Origin of the sequence: Mycolicibacterium confluentis (genome assembly GCF_010729895.1) — a bacterium.
GTDB lineage: Bacteria > Actinomycetota > Actinomycetes > Mycobacteriales > Mycobacteriaceae > Mycobacterium > Mycobacterium confluentis.
The window spans coordinates 361,977-380,935 of record NZ_AP022612.1; the positions used below are offsets into that span (position 1 = coordinate 361,977).

The window sequence follows — 18,959 nt, forward strand, 5'->3', positions numbered from 1 at the left end:
GGCACGGATGCGGTGAGGATGTATGACCAGATCTACTAGTGACAGGATCGGCGATGGTGTTGCTGTGACGACTCCTAATCCGGCCGATGCAGGCTCCGGAGAGGTCATCGCTTCACCGTTCCCCGAGCCCGAGCCGATCTCGACCGACCCCGGCCGTGGTGCCAGGGTTCGCCTGGGTGACCGAGTCTTCCGCTGGCTGGCGGAGGGCTCGGGCATCCTCATCATCGCGCTGATCGCCGCCATCGGCCTGTTCCTGTTGTGGCGGGCCATCCCGGCGTTGTCCCGCAACGAGGCCAACTTCTTCCTGTACGGCGGAAACTGGGTCACCACCGACACGTCGGCGATGAAATTCGGCATCCTGGATCTGCTTCAGGTGACGGTGTTCGTGTCGGTGTTCGCGTTGATCCTGGCCATGCCGGTGGCGCTGGGAATCGCGGTCTTCCTGACGCAGTACGCACCGCGACGCGTCGCCGGTCCGCTGGCCTATCTCGTGGACCTGCTGGCTGCTGTGCCGTCGATCATCTACGGCGTGTGGGGTCTGTACGTGCTGGCCCCGGTGCTGCAGCCCTTTGCGCTGTGGCTCAACGAATACCTGGGCTGGCTGTTCCTGTTCGCCACGGGCAACGCCTCGGTGGCCGGCGGTGGAACCATCTTCACGGCGGGCATCGTGCTCGCGGTGATGATCCTGCCGATCATCACGGCCGTCACCCGTGAGGTGTTCGTGCAGACTCCGCGTGGGCAGATCGAGGCCGCGCTCGCGCTCGGCGCCACCCGGTGGGAGGTGGTCCGGACGACGGTGCTGCCGTTCGGCATGTCCGGGTACATCAGCGGGGCGATGCTGGGGCTGGGCCGAGCGCTCGGCGAGACCATCGCGCTGCTGATCATCCTGCGCGGCACCCAGAAGGCGTTCGGGTGGTCGCTGTTCGACGCCGGCTACACGTTCGCGAGCAAGATCGCCGCGGCCGCTTCGGAATTCAACGACCAGTACAAGGCAGGCGCTTACATCGCGGCAGGTCTGGTGCTGTTCATCCTGACATTTGTGGTGAACTCACTGGCCCGCGCGGCGGTCGCTGGGAAGGGCAAGTCATGACCAGTTCCGTATTGGACCAACCGGTCAAGGCCCGCACCTTCCAGGGCGTGAGCACGCGCCGCCGGATCACCGACAACGTGGCCACGGTTCTGGTGTCGCTGTCGGTGCTGGTGGCCCTGGTGCCGCTGGTGTGGGTGCTCTACTCGGTGGTTTCCAAGGGCATCGGGGCGGTCACCTCGAGCACGTGGTGGTTCAACTCCCAGTCCGGTATGACGGCGTTCGCCGCGGGCGGCGGCGCGTACCACGCGATCGTGGGCACGCTGCTGCAGGGGCTGGTCTGCGCGGTCATCTCGATCCCGGTCGGGGTGTTCGTCGGGATCTACCTCGTCGAGTACGGCGGCGGCACGCGGATGGGCAGAATCACCACGTTCATGGTCGACATCCTCACGGGCGTCCCCTCGATCGTGGCCGCGCTGTTCATCTACGCGCTGTGGGTTGCCACGTTCGGATTTCAGCGGTCGGGGTTCGCGGTGTCGCTGGCCCTGGTCCTGCTGATGATCCCGGTGATCGTGCGCTCCACCGAGGAGATGCTGCGCATCGTTCCGATGGACCTGCGTGAGGCCAGTTATGCGCTGGGCGTGCCGAAGTGGAAGACCATCGTGCGCATCGTCATTCCCACGGCGCTGTCGGGAATCGTCACCGGCATCATGCTGGCTCTCGCTCGTGTGATGGGGGAGACCGCACCGCTGCTGATCCTGGTGGGTTATGCGCAGGCCATCAACTTCGACATGTTCGGCGGTTTCATGGGTTCGCTGCCGGGCATGATGTACGACCAGACCTCGGCAGGCGCGGGCGCCAATCCGGTGCCCACCGACCGCCTCTGGGGCGCGGCACTGACCCTGATCGTGCTGATCGCCATTCTCAACATCGCGGCCCGCTTCGTCGCGAAATTCTTTGCACCGAAGAAGGTTTAGGAGTCCGTCATGGCAAAACGTCTGGACCTCAAGGACGTCAACATCTATTACGGGTCGTTCCACGCCGTCGCCGACGTCTCGCTGTCGGTGCCGCCGCGCAGCGTCACCGCGTTCATCGGCCCGTCCGGGTGTGGCAAGTCCACGGTGCTGCGCACCCTGAACCGCATGCACGAGGTCATCCCCGGCGCCCGAGTCCAGGGGTCGGTGCTGCTCGACGGCGACGACATCTACGCATCCGGAGTCGATCCGGTCGGCGTGCGCAAGACCATCGGGATGGTCTTCCAGCGGCCGAATCCTTTCCCCACCATGTCGATCCGCGACAACGTGGTCGCAGGTCTGAAGTTGCAGGGGGTGCGCAACCGCAAGACGCTCGACGAGACCGCGGAGCGGTCACTGCGCGGCGCCAACCTGTGGAATGAGGTCAAGGACCGCCTCGACAAGCCGGGCGGCGGGCTGTCCGGCGGTCAGCAGCAGCGCCTGTGCATCGCCCGCGCCATCGCGGTGCAACCCGACGTGCTGCTCATGGATGAACCGTGTTCGGCGCTGGATCCGATCTCGACGCTGGCGATCGAGGATCTGATCGCCCAGTTGAAGCTCGACTTCACCATCGTGATCGTCACCCACAACATGCAGCAGGCCGCGCGCGTCAGCGATCAGACCGCGTTCTTCAACCTCGAGGCCACCGGAAAACCGGGCCGGCTCATCGAGATCGACGACACCGAGAAGATCTTCTCCAACCCCACCCAGAAGGCCACCGAGGACTACATCTCCGGCCGCTTCGGCTGAGTGTCGCCGCGAACGACAGTGGGCCCCTGCTTCCGCAGGGGCCCACTGTCGTGGGGTGGATCAGTGCGCCTTGTACAGGTCGTGCTCCAAGGTGGGATAGCTGCCGGTGACCTGGAAGATGACCCGCCGGGCCACCTCGACGGCATGGTCGGCGAAGCGTTCGTAGAACCGGCCGAGCAGCGTCACGTCGACGGCCGCGGCCACGCCGTGCTTCCACTCCCGGTCCATCAGCACCGAGAAGAGGTGACGGTGCAGATCGTCCATCGCATCGTCCTCTTCGCGGATGCTGGCGGCCTTCTGCGGGTCTCGCGACAGGACCACCTCCTGGGCGCTGTTGCCCAGTTCGACCGCCAACCGGCCCATCTCGGCGAAGTAGCCGTTGACCTCTTCGGGAAGGGCGTGCAGCGGATGACGCCGACGGGCGATCTTGGCCACGTGCAGCGCGAGCGCGCCCATGCGGTCGATGTCGGCGACCATCTGGATCGAGCTGACGATCGCGCGCAGGTCGCCTGCCACGGGGGCCTGCAGCGCCAGCAGCACGAACGCGCTCTCCTCGGCGGTCTCGCTCATCGCCGTGATCTGGTCGTGGTCGGTGATCACCTGCTCCGCGAGAACCAGGTCAGCTTGCAGCAGCGCCTGAGTGGCGCGCTCCATGGCACGTCCGGAGAGTCCGCACATCTCTCCAAGTTGGGCCGTCAGGGCTTCAAGCTGCTCGTGGTAAGCGGTCCGCATGGCTTCCAGCCTACGGTGCGGCCACGGCATTAGACACGATGTGCAGGGTGAACGGCCGATGAATGGCGGGCCGCTACTCGCAGCTGATGTCGGCCCCGTTGGTGACGGTCAGGTCCTCCGGCAGGTGCGTGGGAGTGGACTTGACCCGGTGCACGACGGTCACGGTCCGCTGCGATCCGCTGGGCGGGGGAGGGCTGACGGCGGAGTAGTCGGACCCGAGCACGACCTGGACCTCATCGCCCAGGCCGGTGACCCGCTCGATGCGCGGAGTGCCCAGCGAGGCCGCCACGGTGGCCGCGGCCTGCTCATTTCCGGGCGAGTACTGCACCGTCGTCTCGGTGAGGGCCTCGGGGTAGTCGTCGGGAGTGTCGACGTTATAGCCGTAGCTCTGGAGGTCGTTGCTCGCCGTCGAACCCAGTCCGCTGGTGTCGGTCGAATTCGACACGTGCACGCTGATCTCCTGCGGCTCGGTCGTGATCGCGCTGACCTCTTCGGTGGTCGCGGCCATCTCCTGGACCGGGTCCTCGCCGTCCGCGTTGAGCTCGGAGGTGGCGTCGGTGGTCGTCGTCGCCTCGGTGGTCTCCGTCGTCTCCGCGGCGGTCACCGGGGTGGTCGTCGCGTTCTGGTCGTTCTCACCGGGCAGGGGGTCGTCGTTGATGATCGCGTCGAACAGCGCGCGGATGTCCTCGGTGCGGGGCTGCTCGTTGCCCCACTCGTCGGCGTACCCGGTGGTGGGAACGGTGACAAAGGTGATCCGGCCCGCCGACACGCCCTGCAGTGACTGACCGAGCTCCACGAGGTCCTTGGTGGTCAGGTTGTCGACCGAGCTGTCGTTGATGAACATGTTGACGACGTTGTTGAGCTTGCTGAGCGAGAAGAAGGTCTCCTTGGAGATCAACGACCGCAGCAGCGACGACAGGAACAACTGCTGGCGCTTGATGCGGCCGTAGTCACCGTTGACCTCGGTGGTGACCTGCCGGGCCCGCACATAGTTCAGTGCCGTGGTGCCATCGACCATCTGCCGGCCGGCAACCGGCAGCACCATCCCGAGTTCGTAGTCCTCCAACGGCGTGGTGCTGCACACCTCGACGCCGCCGAGGGCGTCGACCATCTTGGCGAAGCCGGCGAAATCCACGGCCATGAACCGGTTGATCGACAGCCCCGAGATCTTCTGAATCACCTTGACCAGGCACTTGGGCCCGCCGAAAGCGTAGGCGGAGTTCAGCTTCGACTCGGTGTAGACCTCTTCGGGCCCGTAGGTCTCGGTGGTCTCGTCGTAGACGGGGCCGTACTGGCCGGTCGCGGCGTTCCAGGCCTCGCACTGCTGCGGGGTGATGGCCAGGTCACGGGGGAACGACACCGCGACGACGCGCTTACGGTCGGCCGGGATGTTGACCAGGATCACGCTGTCCGACCGTGCGCCGTCGGCGTCCGACGTGCTTCCCGCGCCCATGTCGCTGTTCTGACCGTAGCGGCTGTCGACGCCGACGATCAGGAAGTTCTCATCGCCGAACTGGGCGTTGGGGTCCACGATGTCGCGAGAGTTCAGGTCCAGTGCCGCGACGTTGTTGAGTCGATTGTTCTTCGCCGTCGTCCACTGCCAGGCGCCGCCGGTCAGCACCAGCGCGAGCACCGCGAACATCGCGGCGAGCGAACGGCCCGCCAGCAGGATCGATCGGCGGCCACGCGGCGCGCTCGGCTTCGTCTTCGGCGTGACCGGGGCGTTGTCGGAGAGATCGGGCAGCGGCTCCGCGCCTGCGACCGGGAGGATCGCGGTGGCCGGTTCGTCCTCGACGTCCCGGCGCCGTCGGGGGGCGAGCGCGAACTCGGGGAGTTCGGCCTCGTAGGCCGACACCGTGGGGATGGTCGGCGGGTCGTCCTGATCGTCGAGGTGGCGGGACCTCCCGGCGCTGGACGCTGGTGCGTCGTCCGCATCGTCGTCCGCATCGTCGTCCGCGGGCGTCTGCAGAATCCTGGGGATGTCGCCGGTGACCCTGGCGATCAGGTCGGCGACCGTGATTCCGTCGGTGTGGTTGCCGGTGGGAACGGGTTCCGGTGCGTCGGACGCATCCGATGCGCGTTCCCACGGCGCGGCGTCTGGCTTGGGCCGCGGAGTTCGGGTAAGCCACTGGTTGTCACTGTGCGGGTCGGGCGCACGGTGCTGGCCAGGAGTGGCGCTGTCGCCGTCACTCATGTCCGTATCCGGCCTCCGAATTTCCGTGAGGTCTCACTCAGCGTGCGCGGGCAGCGCCCAATGGGTGCCTGTCGACGCTGACAAACACAAACGTTCCTTATGTCTTTAGCAGTCCAGACCCGCCGCGCGCCACCGGAGCGAACTGGAACAGGTTCACATCGTACTGAGACAACCTGAGACGTCCGATGTCGAGAACGTCTCGATTCAGCCACCGGAGTGCATAGCGTCAGCCCCCTCGGGCACCGTGCAGTCATCGGGGTCATCGAGCCATCCCTCGGGCAGCGAGACCTTGGACGGTGAGCCCTGACGGCCGCGAGGACCGCTGCCCACCTCGGGGAACGGTGCCGACGCCTCAAGGTTGCCCAGCAGTCGGTCGAGTTCGTCCAACGTCTTCACCAGCGCCAGAGCGCGCCGCACATCGGAGCCCGCCGGGAAGCCGTGCAGGTACCAGGCGACGTGCTTGCGGATGTCCCGCATGCCCTTGTCCTCGCCGAAGTGGTCGGCCAGCAGCACGGCATGGCGACGGATGATGTCGGCCACCGCACCGAGGTTGGGTGGGGTGGGCGCAGGCGCTCCCGTGAACGCCGCCGATAACTCGGCGAACAGCCACGGCCGCCCCAGGCAGCCTCGGCCGATCACCACGCCGTCGCAGCCCGTGGCGGCCATCATGGCCAGCGCGTCGCTGGCGTCGAAGATGTCGCCGTTGCCCAACACGGGGATGCTGCGGACGTGCTGTTTGAGCGCTGCGATGCGATCCCAGTCGGCAGCCCCGGAGTAGCGCTGCGCGGCGGTTCGGGCGTGCAGCGCCACGGCCGCGGCGCCCTCCTGCTCAGCGATGCGGCCCGCGTCGAGGAAGGTCAGGTGTTCATCGTCGATGCCCACCCGGAACTTCACCGTCACGGGGATCGTGGTGCCTTCGGTGGCGCGCACCGCGGCCGCCACGATCTGGCCGAACAGCTTTCGCTTGTACGGCAGTGCGGCACCGCCGCCGCGGCGGGTGACTTTGGGGACGGGGCAGCCGAAGTTCATGTCGATGTGGTCGGCGAGGCCCTCGTCAGCAATCATCTTCGCCGCCGCATAGGTGTTTGCCGGGTCGACCGTGTACAGCTGCAGCGACCGGGGTGACTCCTCCGGCGCGAACGTCGTCATGTGCATGGTCACCGGGTGCCGCTCGACGAGCGCGCGGGCGGTCACCATCTCGCAGACGTACAGCCCGCTGACGGTCCCGACCATCTCCTGCTCGAGCTGTCGGCAGAGGGTGCGGAATGCGACATTTGTCACACCGGCCATCGGGGCCAGCACGACGGGGCTGGGCAATGCGAACGGACCGATCCGCAGTGCGGATCGGTCCGAAGGCTGTGCCGCCTGGAGGCGGTCGGTCAGGAGGCCGCTGATGATGTCGACACCAACAGGTTCTTCATGGCCTTCTTCTCGGCCACCTTGCGCTCACGCTCGAGGCGACGCTGCTTGGCGACCTCGAACTTCACGCAGGTGTCCTCGAGCTCCTTGATCAGCTCGCCGAGTTCGTCGCGCAGTCGCGCGCCCTCACCGGAGAAGTCCTCGCGCTCGAAGATGCGCCACTTCTTCAGCACCGGCATCACGACATCGTCGAGGTGGATGCGCGGGTCGTAGACACCGCCGACGGCGATGATGACGGCCTTGCGGCGGAAGTCCGGCACGGTGTACCCGGGCATCTTGAAGTTGGTCAGCACGCGGTGCAGTGAGGTCATCGCCTGGTTGGGGGCGATGTCCAGACCCGCGGCGCTGACGTCGCGGTAGAAGATCATGTGCAGGTTCTCGTCGGCCGACACGCGCTGCAGCAGCTGGTCGGCGACGGGGTCCTTGCAGGCCTTACCGGTGTTGCGGTGCGACACACGGGTGGCCAGCTCCTGGAACGACACGTACATCACCGAGTCGAACAGGCTCTCGGCGAACAGGTCGCCCTGCTGGTTCTGGCCCGGCGAGAAGCCGCGGGTCACCTGCTCCATGCGGGTGATCTCAAGCTCGACCGGGTCGACCGCGCGGGTGGCCAGCAGGTAGTCGCGCAGGGCGATGCCGTGCCGGTTCTCCTCAGCCGTCCAGCGGTTGACCCAGAAGCCCCACGGTCCGTCCATCGAGAAGTTCATCGCGATCTCGCGGTGATACGACGGCAGGTTGTCCTCGGTCAACAGGTTCTGCACCATTGCGGTGCGGGCCACCTCGTCGAGCTTGGACTCGTCGGGGTCCCAGTCCTGGCCGCCGAGGGCGTAGAAGTTCTTGCCGTCCGACCAGGGGATGTAGTCGTGCGGGTTCCAGTCCTTCGTCATCTTCATATGACGGTTGATCTGCTGCTCGACGACAGGCTCGAGCTCGTGAAGAAGTTGCAGGTCGGTCAGGTCTTGCGACACGACACCTCCCATTTATGTGTACCGCGTGGTTGCAGTCAATATATCTGTGTACCGGAGTATCAAACAAGTTCACCCCCGGCATGTCGGCATTGATGCATGGCGCTTCAGGCGCTGTTGGCCCCCATGAGCAGAAGCTCGACGCAGTAGTCGATGAACTGTTCCCTGCTGGCCGCGAGGCGTCCGTTGAGGTAGGCCGAGAACAATGCAGTCAGGCCTCCGATCAGGCTCGTCGCGGTCATGGCCTGCACCACCGGATCGGTGATCGTGGTGAGTTTGCGCTGGAGCAGGTCGATGAAGTTCGGCATCCACTCCGAACCGCAGCGGCTCAGCACCGGTTCGGCCTCCGGAGCCAGCAGCAGGGCACGGCCCCGGACTGGGTCATCGACCATGAGGGCGACGAACTTCTCGACAGCTTCGCGTGCCGACGTGGCGGGCGCGAGTGCGCCCATGGCCTGGGTGCACACCTCGGCGTACGCCGCGCGCACGAAGTCGTCGCGGTCCTCGAAGCTCTCGTAGAAATAGCGTTCGGTGAGTCCGGCGTGTCTGCAGACCGCTCGCACCGTGATGGCCGGTCCGGCGACACCGCCGAGGAGTTGGACGCCCGCGGCGATCAGGGCGTCGCGGCGGCGGGCAGGCCGGTCTCGAAGGGGAACGCCGGCCCAGCGGCTGCTGCGTTGACCGGACGTCACGTCACTCCTAGTATTCACATTGACAACACTTGTAGTCAGATTGTCTGCATCGACTGATCGGAAATTGCGTGACTCAAGATACGACTGACCTCGACCCCGTTGCCAGTACTGAGTTGGCGACAGGCTGCCCGATGTCGGCCACCGGGTACGAAACGCCCCCGACCCCGCTGGGTCCCGACTCTCTGACGTGGAAGTACTTCGGCGACTGGCGCGGCATGCTGCAGGGTCCCTGGGCTGGGTCGATGCAGAACATGCATCCTCAGTTGGGCGCGGCCGTCGAGGAGCATTCGATCTTCTTCCAGGAGCGCTGGCCGCGCCTGCTGCGGTCGTTGTATCCGATCGGCGGCGTGGTGTTCGACACCGACCGCGCCCCGATGACCGGCGCACAGGTGCGCGACTATCACGTCGACATCAAGGGTGTCGACGCTGCGGGGCGCCGCTATCACGCGCTCAATCCCGACGTCTTCTACTGGGCGCACTCGACGTTCTTCGTCGGCACGATCATCGTCGCCGACCGTCTGTGCGGCGGTATCACCGAGGACGAGAAGCGTCAGCTGTTCGAGGAGCACGTCCAGTGGTACTCGATGTACGGCATGAGCATGCGTCCGGTGCCTAAGACATGGGAGGAGTTCCAGGCCTACTGGGACCACATGTGCACCGAGGTTCTTGAGGACAACAAGGCCGCGCGCGACGTGCTGGACCTGACCGAACTGCCCGCGCCGCCATTCGCGGCGTGGATTCCCGACTGGCTGTGGAAAGCGCAACTGAAGCTGCTGGCGCCGTTCTTCGTCTGGTTCACCGTCGGCCTGTACCACCCCGCAGTGCGAAAGCGCATGGGCTACAGCTGGTCGCGGCGTGACGAGTGGCTGCATCGCCGGTTCGGCCAAGCCGTGAACCTCGTGTTCACCCTGCTGCCCAAGCGCAGGCGTATGCATCCCCGGCCCCGCGCCGGATGGGACCGCGCGACCGGCCGCATCCCCGCCGACACGCCGCTGCCCGAGACGCCCGCGCGCAACCTGCCGCCAATCGGGCACCGCGACAACGGCATGCACTACTGCCCCAAGGTGTAGCCCGGCGCGTTGAACGGGCGGCGTCACCCTCTCGTGATCTGATGGGAGCACCGGTGAGTGCAGGGGGTGAGACGAATGACCGCGATGACTGTTGCGTGGGTTTTCGGCCCGTTCCTTGCCCTCGCCTACGCCGTCCTCGTCCTTCGCGGGGCGACGCTCCTGGGCCGGTTCTGGGAGCGCCGTCATCCGTCTGGCGGCCGTCGCTGACCGACGAGACACGGTGACGCACGGTTGGCATCCGGCGAACGGGCCTACGACTACGGTGGAACCCATGTTCGCCCCCGAACTGCTCGGCGGCCGCTACGAGCTGCGGGGAGTCCTCGGGCGTGGCGGCATGGCCGAGGTTCGCGAGGGCTGGGACACCCAGACGGGACAGTCCGTGGCGATCAAGCTGCTCTACCCGGGCTTCGACAACAATCCGGATTACCTGCGCAGATTCTGGTCTGAGGCGCAGTCGGCGGCGGCGCTGCGCCACCCCAACATCGTCACGGTCTACGGCAGCGGCGAACACAACGGCCTGCCATTCATCGTGATGGAACGGCTCCCCGGCAACAGCCTGGCGGACCTGATCGCCCACGGCCCGGTGCCGCCGGACTACGTCCGCAGGATGCTCATCGACGTGTTGTCGGCGCTGTCGACGGCGCACGCGGCCGGCGTCATGCACCGTGACATCAAGCCCGCGAACATCCTCTTCACGCAGACCGGGGACGCTCAGGTGGCCGACTTCGGATTGGCCAAAGGCCCCGACACGCACCGCACCGACACGGGCCAGATCATGGGCACCATGGCCTATATGAGCCCCGAGCGGCTCGCGGGCAATCCCGCGACCGTGGCCGACGATCTGTACGCGGTCGGCGTGGTCGGCTGGGAGGCGCTGACCGGACGCCGGGCGTTCCCCGAGGAGAACCTGGTGGCGCTGGCCAAGGCCATCACCGAGCAGCCACCGCCGCCGGTGTCGGTGCTGCGGCCCGACGTGCCGGTGCAGCTGGCCGCGATCGTCGACCGCGCGATGGCTCGCGACGCGTCGCTGCGCTTCCCAAGCGCCGAGGTGATGCGCGCCGAATTGGCCGACGTGTACGGCGATCCCGTCACCGGACCGATCCCCGTGCCGCAGGCGCCGCAGGCCATGCCGGTCTCGCCGTGGCATCCGATCACCGCGCCGGTGCCGCTGCTCGCGCCGAGGCGTCGCTCGGGCCGGCTCGTGCTGTTGTTGGCGGTGCTGCTGATCGCGCTCATCGTGGGAGTGGTCGCGTTCGTGCTGGGGGCCTCGACGCAGCGCTCCGTCGACATGGGCCGGGCCTCAGTGGCGCCGGTCGATGTCCTCGACGTAGCCGCGGCCGGTGACGTCTTGGCCCCACCAGGCGGCGGTGGCTGATCCGCTGACGAACCCGGCGCCCTGGTACAGCTAGCCAGTCGCGGGCTTGCCATGGCGGGCATCTGCCTCCGCCATCAACAGTGCCTCCGCCTCCCCACGCGGGCAACCCGAACGCAGCAACATGGTCAGCACGACGCGGGCTTTGATACCGGTCAGCTGGCCCGACGGGATGCAGCCGCGCTCAATGAGGTCGAGTTCGGCTCCCGGTGAGGCGTAGGTGTTCTCGAGTACGGCGCCGGCCCTCCCGGTGAGGCGTAGACGACGGGGATGACGCGTGCGACCTCGCCGAGCGCCGCGGCGGTGGCAGTCATGCGGCGTCTTTCTTCCGTAGTTTGTCGGGCGTGATCACCGATTGAGCATTTGTGATCACATCGTGGCGGAATCTGATCACAAACTCCGAGATGGCGCGCGCTGGATGGGGCAGATCACACCGACACGGGTATCGCCGGTGTCGGTGCAGTGCGCACGGCGCGGCGAATTGTTTGCTGCTGGACTGCTCGGCGATGTCGAACCAGTGCAGCGGGGTTGGTGTGGCCTGCCGCAGGCGGGTGGGTGGCGATCAGTGGCACAGGATCAGGTGTTCGCGCAGATCGCAGACCTGCGACGCACGAGCTGATTCACCCGAAGTGTCGCCTATCACAACGGAATTGCCCCGGCTGCGGTACCGGTACGACGCTCGTATCCTCACCGGGACCAGGGACCGCAGTCGCGCATCCGATGTGGCCGCCGAGCCCAGCGGAGTGCGGCGGTGGGCCCAGTGCGCCGCGCCGATCTTCGGGTTGCTGTCGGCGTGCAGGAGCTGGGCGCCGACAGAGGTACCTCACGGGAGGAACGAAGGATGTACGTGCGAAGGGTGGCTGCCTGCGTGTTGGCTCTTGCCGCCGCGGGAATGATCGCCACGGCTCACGAGGCCTCGGCCGGGACCGTGTTCACCATCGGCGGGACCGGTTCAGCGCTGCTCGGCGATCAGGGGCCGTGGCCACTGCCCTACACGCACGGAGCCCCCCAGGTGAATATCGGGTATCCGTCGTCGCCGGTGCACATGGACTGGTCCGTGTCGATGGGCGCTGACATGTTGCAGGCGGAGATGGAGTCGACGCCGGGCCACAAGACGACCGTCGGTGTTTCGCAGGGCGGTTTGGTGATCGCCGAGACGAAACGGCGACTGATGGAGCTTGCGGCGGACGACCGACCCGCCGCCGACGAGCTGACGTTCATTGCTGTTGGGGACCCGTCGAATCCGCACGGTGGGCTGTTTCGTCACCTGGAGCGGGGGTACGTGCTGCCGCTGCTCGGAGTGACGGTCGAGGGGGCACCCGAGACGCCGTGGGACACGATCTACATCACCCGCGAGTACGACGGGTTCGCCGACTTCCCCGACCGGGTCGGCAACGTCGTGGCGGTGGCGAACGCGCTGCTGGGCATTGTGTATGTGCACGCGCAGATGACCTATCCGGAGGTGGATCTCGCCACGGTGCCCGCCGAGGATGTGACGACCTCAACGAACAGTCTCGGCGGTGTCACCACCTCGTACCTGGTGCGCACTGAGCGACTGCCGCTGGTGCAGCCGCTCCGGGACCTCGGGATGTCTGAGGAGGACGTCAAAAGAATTGAGGCACAACTCAAGCCGATCGTAGACGCTGGGTACGTCCGCAACGATGTCCCGCGCACGCCCGCACCAGTTGTCGAATCAGCACCTGCCGTCGAGTCCACGCCCGAGCCTGACCGAGCCGCGCACGCTGACCCCGTCGCCGCGTCGACCGAGCCCAGGCGCAAGCTGCCACGCATCGCCCGCCTCGACCGCATCGCCTCCGATGAGGTGGCATCGAAGCGAAAGCGCATCAGCGCGTCGGGGGTTGGGCGCAGGGATGATGCCCGTACCAGGCAGTCAGTGTCCACACCTACGTCGGCAGAGGCCGACGGCGGTGGCAGGGCGGATAGGTCGCGAACCGGCCGTGACGGGGGAGTCGGCGCCGACAGAGGCGACGAGTAACCACCCGCCGCCCCGTTTCTGTGTGGTGCTCCAGGGCTCGAACCTGGGGCCTCGGATGAAAAGCCCGCTGGCTGACGAGTGCGCTGATTTGTCGTGTCCTCCGCCAAGGTGCATCTGGAGCCGCTAATCTGCGCGAACACGCTCGCTCCACCGAAAGTGGGGTACAGGTCCTCACCTGTTGCGGCCCCGCCGTGGGGCTTTCGCGAAAGGGTGGGCACTTGGGTAAACATCGGGCGAAGCGGAAGGCCCCGGCATGGTTTGCCGGCGGCGTGCTGGGCGCGGGAGCCCTTGCGCTTGCCGGACCCGCCGGCATCGCTTGGGCGGGGCCTGGCGCCGACAACGTGACGTCACCGTTGGACAGCGGCGTGCAGTGTGTCACCGGCGCGGTCGGAATCGGCTGTGACGCACCCGGCAGTCTGAGCGGCCGCAGCGGCGACGTACCAACGCCTTTCGCGCTGGCAACTGCGCTCGATGTCCCGCAGTCCTGTGGATTGATCTGCAATGGTGCCGCCGGTACTGCCGACAACCCCAACGGGCAGAACGGTGGCTGGCTGTTCGGCAACGGCGGAAACGGTTGGAACAGCACCATCGATGGGATGGACGGCGGCAACGGCGGCAAGGGCGGAATCATCGGCAACGGCGGTGCGGGCGGCAGCGGCGGCGTGGGCGCCCACGGCGGTGGCGGCGGCAACGCCGGAATGATCGGCATCGGCGGCAGTGGCGGCAGCGGCGGCGCGGGGGCCGTGGGGGTATCCGCCGTGACTCCAGCTGCGGGGACGGCCGCCGGCGGCAGTACCGGCTTCAGTGGGCGCAACGTGGGCGGCCCCGGCGGCCCCGGGAGCGCGGGGACCCTTGGCCAGATCGGTGGTGATGGCGGGCCGGGCGGTAGCGGCAACGGCGCCGGCGCAATTCTTGAGAACACCGATGCCAGCGGTGGGATCGGCGGTACGGGTGGTGTCGGAGGTGTGGGCATCGACGTCGGCCCGGCCGGCAACGGTGGCACTGCCGGCAACGGTGGACGCGGCGGCAATGGCGGGGTGCTGTTCGGCGCCGGCGGCGCCGGGGGTGCCGGCGGCCAAGGTGGCCAGGGCGGGTCCGGTGGCGCGGGTGCGGCCGGTGGGTTTGGCGGCGAGGGCGGCTACGCCGAAGCGCGTTCGACGTTGCCGGCCGACGCATACGCCGGCACCGGTGGAACCGGCGGTGTCGGGGGTACCGGTGGCACCGGCGGGACGGGCGGCGCCGGAGGTGCCGGCGGCGACGGCGGGAGCGGCGGACTGTTCAGCTCCGGCGGCGCGGCGGGCGCGGGCGGGGCCGGTGGGCAAGGCGGTTCGGGCGGCGTCGGGGGTGACGGTGGTTCCGGCGGCGAGGGCGGAGACGCCTTTTCGATCGCCGTCGGTTCGGGTGAGCGAGCGTACGGCGGCAACGGGGGTGTCGGGGGCGGCGGCGCCGTCGGCGGTTCCGGCGGCAACGGCGGGTCCGGTGGGTCCGCGGGCGCGGCGGGTTCAGGCAAACTATTCGGTAAGAAAGGTTCTGCCGCTGCCGATGGTGTGGGCGGCACCGGCGGAACGGGCGGTGCGGGCGGTGCGGGCGGCACCGGAGGTTCCGGCGGGACCGCCCGTTCGGGCGGGGATGGCCACGCCACGCCGGGTGCATCGGGCGGCACTGGCACGAGGGGCGGCTACGGCAGCACGGGCAACTCGGGTGCTCGCGGCAACAGCGGGGCCGCCGAGACCGCCCGTTCGGGCGGGGATCGCGCCTCCACGCCGGGCGTTTCGAAACGCGGCGGCACGAGGGGCAGCCACGACACCAGCGCCAACTCGAGTCGGCGCGGCGGTTTGTGAGAGGCGTCGCGTACTTGGTGCCCCCACCAGGGCTCGAACCTGGGACCTGCGGATTAAAAGTCCGTAGCTCTACCAACTGAGCTATAGGGGCGCGAGGGAACAGAATAGCCGAAACCCCAAGCCTGTCGGCATGGGCGGGTGCGCCCGACGCCGACTGTGCGGATTTGTCGCTCGCACCGCCGAAATCGCGACCGGTCCGCGCACTCGTCGGCAGGGTTCGGTGCACGCCGTCGAGACCCCCGAAACAGCCCGTATGCATCTGGTTTGGGAATTCTCCGTGCGGTGCCCTAAGCTATCGAAGCTCCCAACGGAAGCGTTGACGAGTACCCCGGAGGAATTCGGATTAGGCCCCCATCGTCTAGTGGCCTAGGACGCCGCCCTTTCACGGCGGTAGCACGGGTTCGAATCCCGTTGGGGGTACGCAACGTGGAAACACGGAGCACAGCAGGAAAGCAAGGCCCTGTGGCGCAGTTGGTTAGCGCGCCGCCCTGTCACGGCGGAGGTCGCGGGTTCGAGTCCCGTCAGGGTCGCCAGAACGGCGAGGCATTCGGTTGCACACCGACCTGGTGCCTTCCGGCCAGGTAGCTCAGTTGGTACGAGCGTCCGCCTGAAAAGCGGAAGGTCGCCGGTTCGATCCCGGCCCTGGCCACCACTGTTTACCTGCATCGACACGGGTCTTGCACTCGGTTGTCAGTTTGATTCGTCCGGTTCTTGTCCGGTCTTCGGTAGATGAATCTCGGTCGCATGAAGTTGATCGAGGTTGGTTGCGACCTGGTCCAGCTCGTCGGCATAGAGGTCGCTGTAGATGTTCGCGGTCACGGTCGGCGTGGAGTGCCCCATGGTCTTCTGGACGTAGCGAAGGTCGGCACCGGATTTTCGAGCCAGGCTGGCGTAGGTGTGGCGGAGACCATGGATGGTTAGTGGCGCCAGGTCGGTCTTCTTGAGGGCTTTGTTCCAGTGCGTGTGGCGACGCCAGTTGTTGGAGCGCAGCATCGCGCCATTGGGTGACGTGACTGCGGGCTCATCAGGTTCCCGGCCGGTGATGCGCCCTTTGAAGATGTCGGCGACGACTTGGGGGAGCGGGACGGTTCGGATGCCGGCGCGGGTCTTGGGCGGCCCGATGACGATGCGGCCTTCGACCTCCGGTGCGGCCCGTCGGACGTAGAGGCGACGGGCGGTCAGATCGATGTCCTTGACCCGGAGGCCGACGAGTTCGGACCAGCGTAGGCCGGTGTAGGCCAGGATGGTCACGACATCGCCCTGATCCCCGCACGCTGTAGCGAGCGTCTGGACTTCCTGTGCGGTCAGGTATCGGTGCCGTTCCCGCTCGGGTATGCGGCCCGCGGAGACGCCGAGGGCCGGGTTGCGGTGGATCCGGCCGTCCTGGTGGGCGACGTCGAGAATCGACCGCAGGAGGCGCAGCGTGGAAACCTTCGCCCACGGGCCAACCGTCAAGCCGTCAACGAACGCCTGGACGTCGGCGCGGGTGATCTCGTCGACGGGCACGTGACCAAAGCGGGGTTTGATGCGCAGTTCCCAGTGCTGGGTGTAGCCGCTCCAGGTCTTGGGCGACACCGCCGGCTTCTTGGAGTCGGAGAACTGCGTCCAGATCCTGCTGAGGGGCGTCCGGCCCAGGCGAGGATCGAACCGCCGTGCGCCCAGCGCCGCTTCATTGTCACGTTCGGACTTGAAGGCCTTCGCCTCGCGCAGCGTCGGGAAGGTCGCGGACGTTTCCACCCAGCCGGATGGGGCGTCCGGGTCACGGATCAGGTAGCGGACTTGGTAGCGGGGCTCCCCGACGGCGTTGAGCCGTTTACGGATGCCGCGCGGAGTGTTGCCGGCCATTACCGACGCACCTGCTTGAGCCAGGACCGGACTTCGGCCGCGTCCCAGCGACGGACCCGCTCCGACAAGGTGTAGCAGGGCGGCCCGATCTGCTCGCCCGTCGTCTCGCGGAGCGCAGCCCACCGGTTGAGCGTCGCGGCAGAGACGCCCAGCAGCGCTGACACCTGATCTGCGGTCAGCAGCTCTGGAAAGCCGCCGGTGGACACGAGCGTTTCCCGGAGACCGTGAATCACCATGACGTCACCTCGCTGCTTGGATTGAGTCGAACCAGTCATTCACTGCGCTGCCCCTCCTGCGGTCCTTGACCTTCCGTATTGCTGTGCAGTGGAGCGGATCTGGTCGTCAGACCAGTAGTCGGATCGGACCTTGGTCGTGTGGCCGTCCTCGGCGATGACGTAGCCGGTGCCGGGTCTGTCGGGGCTGATTCGGTGCGCGGGCGCTTTGTCGGCCATGCCGTCACCGAGGACCATCGTGACTTCCTCGCGGGATCGCAGTCGAAGCGCAATGGTCTGGGTAAACAGGCCTCGCATCGGTAGGACCTCCTTGCGAGGGTCTTGCAGGAACGCGGCGACCACGATGCCCAGTGCTCGACCCTTGGTGAGAATCCGTGACAACGAGGCGGCGGCTTCTTTCCGCAGAGCTGGGTCGCTCATGTAGGCGGTCAGCCCGGCCAGCTCGTCGATCAGCAGCACGACCAGCGGTGAGGCCTTGGTCGGACGGTGCTCGCGTGTGCCGCCGGCCATCTCCTTGCCCCGCTTGTCCATCAGCATCTCCAGCCCAGCAAGGGTTGCCACGGCGTCGGCCTCGGTGGTCGCGATCTTGGTGAATAGCCCTGCACCGATTGATAATTCGATGCCGTACTTCAGGTCGATACCGATGAGATGAACTACTCCGGCGGCGGCGGCAGGACCAAGCCCGCAGGCCATGCCCCAGAAGACGGAACCTTTGCCTGCACCCGAGCAGCCCACGGTAAGGATGTGTCGGCCGCTCAAGGGAAGGATCCAATCGGAACCGTCCTCGCGCCGTCCGAGCGTCACCCGTGTTGTTGTCACCGTCATTGGCGACGCTGCGTGACGTACCGTCGACAACTGCTCCCGCTTGATCAGCTCGATGCGCAGCGTCCCCGGCGAGACGACAACCGCCCGCGCCGAATGTGCGCCGGTAGCATCACGGATCGCAGGGACTGCGCGCTCCAGGTCTTCCACGGTCTGTCCCATCCTTGCCCGCACCGTGAGCCGCAGGGTGGTCTGAGACACCTCTGTTCCCAACAGCTTTGGATGAAACCAGCGGGTCAAAGTGACCTGGTGCCCTTCTTTGTCGCGACGCGTCACCTGTTCGGAGGCGGACAAGCCGCAGCGCTTGCAGAGCCTGCGCCAGGAGATGTACGCCCACAGTCGCCAGCTCAGGAGTGTGGCCGGTGTTGCGAACCGTTCGTCGAAAGTCTCAGGTGAGTGCAGTCGCCCGTAGATGAGGACGGCGGCACTGACTCCCACGATGATCACCGCCCACAGGCCGAGAGTGGTCAGGAAATTCACGGCGTGATCGAGCCGGAACGGGGTGTCAGGATCGAGCTGCGCGTACGGATCGGGATTCATGCCGACTCCCGGTTCGTCGCTACGCTCGTGGACGGCTTGCCCGGTGCTCTCATGTCGGAGGCTCGAAACGACCAGGCGATCCGGGAGAAGTCACCCGATTTCTCAACGTATGGCAGCGCCATGAGCCCGTCGAAAACCACTGGGGTAAAGGGTGTCCCGCTGGAATTGGCGGGCGCGGAGGGCTGCGTCGGTGATGCGAACTTGACCGTCACCGTTCGGCTGCGCTTCGGTGCTGCGGGATCACCGTCGAGCACTTCGACCTGCCACATCGGCAAGCCGGTATCGCGATCCCTTGCCTGCACGCGGTTGTCGCCGGAGGACTTGTCGAAGTCGATCATCGGCGGTATCTCGGATACGAGGAACGCCCCGAGTGAGAACACCTGGTCGTGGCCGATCTGGAGCCATTTGGGGATGGACATTGCTGAGCCTTTCGAGTGGATTGGACTAG

General features: G+C 66.9%; 17 protein-coding genes and 4 tRNA genes. 11 read left to right on the forward strand and 10 right to left on the reverse strand.

From position 1 onward, the window contains the following. The first annotated feature begins 22 nt into the window (after nucleotides 1-22). From pstC to pstB, 3 genes are read left to right on the forward strand one after another with little or no spacing between them, the layout of a single operon-like run. Nucleotides 23-1,090, forward strand: coding sequence for a phosphate ABC transporter permease subunit PstC (gene pstC, locus G6N34_RS01595; protein ID WP_085156330.1), 1,068 nt, complete (start codon nucleotides 23-25; stop codon nucleotides 1,088-1,090). Next, nucleotides 1,087-2,004 (forward strand): phosphate ABC transporter permease PstA, encoded by a 918-nt coding sequence (gene pstA / locus G6N34_RS01600; protein ID WP_085156327.1) that lies wholly within the window; start codon nucleotides 1,087-1,089, stop codon nucleotides 2,002-2,004. The genes pstC and pstA overlap by 4 nt, the downstream gene beginning before the upstream one ends. Before the next feature lie 9 nt (nucleotides 2,005-2,013). After that, on the forward strand, nucleotides 2,014-2,790 hold the full coding sequence (gene pstB / locus G6N34_RS01605; RefSeq protein WP_085156324.1) for a phosphate ABC transporter ATP-binding protein PstB: 777 nt from the start codon (nucleotides 2,014-2,016) through the stop codon (nucleotides 2,788-2,790). Nucleotides 2,791-2,850: 60 nt separating this feature from the next. Here pstB and phoU read toward each other — a convergent pair whose 3' ends face one another. The 5 genes from phoU to G6N34_RS01630 form a co-directional block, all read right to left on the reverse strand. Continuing rightward, complete coding sequence (phoU, locus tag G6N34_RS01610) at nucleotides 2,851-3,522, reverse strand: phosphate signaling complex protein PhoU (protein ID WP_085156322.1); 672 nt, start codon at nucleotides 3,520-3,522, stop codon at nucleotides 2,851-2,853. 73 nt (nucleotides 3,523-3,595) lie between these two features. Beyond that, nucleotides 3,596-5,716, reverse strand: a complete 2,121-nt coding sequence (locus G6N34_RS01615; protein ID WP_085156319.1) for an LCP family protein — start codon at nucleotides 5,714-5,716, stop codon at nucleotides 3,596-3,598. Nucleotides 5,717-5,920: 204 nt separating this feature from the next. Next, nucleotides 5,921-7,099, reverse strand: a complete 1,179-nt coding sequence (dusB, locus tag G6N34_RS01620) for a tRNA dihydrouridine synthase DusB (RefSeq protein WP_264017094.1) — start codon at nucleotides 7,097-7,099, stop codon at nucleotides 5,921-5,923. Continuing rightward, the gene (locus tag G6N34_RS01625) at nucleotides 7,096-8,103 is read right to left on the reverse strand and encodes an acyl-ACP desaturase (protein ID WP_165763680.1); all 1,008 of its coding nucleotides are present in this window, start codon (nucleotides 8,101-8,103) and stop codon (nucleotides 7,096-7,098) included. Before G6N34_RS01625 ends, dusB begins: the two co-directional genes overlap by 4 nt. A 104-nt stretch (nucleotides 8,104-8,207) precedes the next feature. After that, nucleotides 8,208-8,792 carry a TetR/AcrR family transcriptional regulator gene (locus G6N34_RS01630; RefSeq protein ID WP_085156310.1) on the reverse strand — a complete coding sequence of 195 codons (585 nt, stop codon included), beginning with the start codon at nucleotides 8,790-8,792 and terminating at the stop codon, nucleotides 8,208-8,210. 56 nt (nucleotides 8,793-8,848) lie between these two features. Here G6N34_RS01630 and G6N34_RS01635 point away from each other — a divergent pair, with 56 nt between their 5' ends. The 5 genes from G6N34_RS01635 to G6N34_RS01650 all read left to right on the forward strand — a co-directional run bounded on the left by G6N34_RS01635 (nucleotide 8,849) and on the right by G6N34_RS01650 (nucleotide 15,071). Next, complete coding sequence (locus G6N34_RS01635; RefSeq protein ID WP_407663254.1) at nucleotides 8,849-9,862, forward strand: oxygenase MpaB family protein; 1,014 nt, start codon at nucleotides 8,849-8,851, stop codon at nucleotides 9,860-9,862. Nucleotides 9,863-9,937: 75 nt separating this feature from the next. Further along, a complete protein-coding gene (locus G6N34_RS28215; RefSeq protein ID WP_264017084.1) occupies nucleotides 9,938-10,069 on the forward strand; it encodes a hypothetical protein in 132 nt (43 codons plus the stop codon). Between the two features lie 64 nt (nucleotides 10,070-10,133). Continuing rightward, a complete protein-coding gene (locus G6N34_RS01640) occupies nucleotides 10,134-11,237 on the forward strand; it encodes a serine/threonine-protein kinase (protein ID WP_085156453.1) in 1,104 nt (367 codons plus the stop codon). 838 nt (nucleotides 11,238-12,075) lie between these two features. Continuing rightward, nucleotides 12,076-13,230: a PE-PPE domain-containing protein gene (locus G6N34_RS01645; protein ID WP_085156301.1), complete on the forward strand. Its 1,155-nt coding sequence runs from the start codon at nucleotides 12,076-12,078 to the stop codon at nucleotides 13,228-13,230. Between the two features lie 218 nt (nucleotides 13,231-13,448). Then, nucleotides 13,449-15,071: a PGRS repeat-containing protein gene (locus G6N34_RS01650; protein WP_163645287.1), complete on the forward strand. Its 1,623-nt coding sequence runs from the start codon at nucleotides 13,449-13,451 to the stop codon at nucleotides 15,069-15,071. 15 nt (nucleotides 15,072-15,086) lie between these two features. On the opposite strand, the gene G6N34_RS01655 is transcribed toward G6N34_RS01650, so the two are convergent. Continuing rightward, nucleotides 15,087-15,162: transfer RNA gene (locus G6N34_RS01655), tRNA-Lys, on the reverse strand. Nucleotides 15,163-15,418: 256 nt separating this feature from the next. On the opposite strand from G6N34_RS01655, the gene G6N34_RS01660 reads away from it, so the two are divergent. From G6N34_RS01660 to G6N34_RS01670, 3 genes are all read left to right on the forward strand, one after another. Further along, a tRNA-Glu gene (locus tag G6N34_RS01660) sits at nucleotides 15,419-15,491 on the forward strand. 36 nt (nucleotides 15,492-15,527) lie between these two features. Continuing rightward, a tRNA-Asp gene (locus G6N34_RS01665) sits at nucleotides 15,528-15,604 on the forward strand. Between the two features lie 42 nt (nucleotides 15,605-15,646). After that, a tRNA-Phe gene (locus G6N34_RS01670) sits at nucleotides 15,647-15,723 on the forward strand. Nucleotides 15,724-15,761: 38 nt separating this feature from the next. Here the strand turns inward: G6N34_RS01670 and G6N34_RS01675 are convergent. The 4 genes from G6N34_RS01675 to G6N34_RS01690 are packed head-to-tail and all read right to left on the reverse strand — an operon-like array spanning nucleotide 15,762 to nucleotide 18,930. Continuing rightward, on the reverse strand, nucleotides 15,762-16,916 hold the full coding sequence (locus tag G6N34_RS01675) for a tyrosine-type recombinase/integrase (protein ID WP_085156292.1): 1,155 nt from the start codon (nucleotides 16,914-16,916) through the stop codon (nucleotides 15,762-15,764). Beyond that, the gene (locus G6N34_RS01680) at nucleotides 16,916-17,152 is read right to left on the reverse strand and encodes a helix-turn-helix transcriptional regulator (RefSeq protein ID WP_085156289.1); all 237 of its coding nucleotides are present in this window, start codon (nucleotides 17,150-17,152) and stop codon (nucleotides 16,916-16,918) included. The genes G6N34_RS01675 and G6N34_RS01680 overlap by 1 nt, the downstream gene beginning before the upstream one ends. Nucleotides 17,153-17,191: 39 nt before the next feature. Beyond that, nucleotides 17,192-18,511 carry an FtsK/SpoIIIE domain-containing protein gene (locus G6N34_RS01685; protein ID WP_085156286.1) on the reverse strand — a complete coding sequence of 440 codons (1,320 nt, stop codon included), beginning with the start codon at nucleotides 18,509-18,511 and terminating at the stop codon, nucleotides 17,192-17,194. Beyond that, nucleotides 18,508-18,930, reverse strand: a complete 423-nt coding sequence (locus tag G6N34_RS01690) for a plasmid replication, integration and excision activator (RefSeq protein WP_085156283.1) — start codon at nucleotides 18,928-18,930, stop codon at nucleotides 18,508-18,510. The genes G6N34_RS01685 and G6N34_RS01690 overlap by 4 nt, the downstream gene beginning before the upstream one ends. Nucleotides 18,931-18,959: the final 29 nt, after the last annotated feature.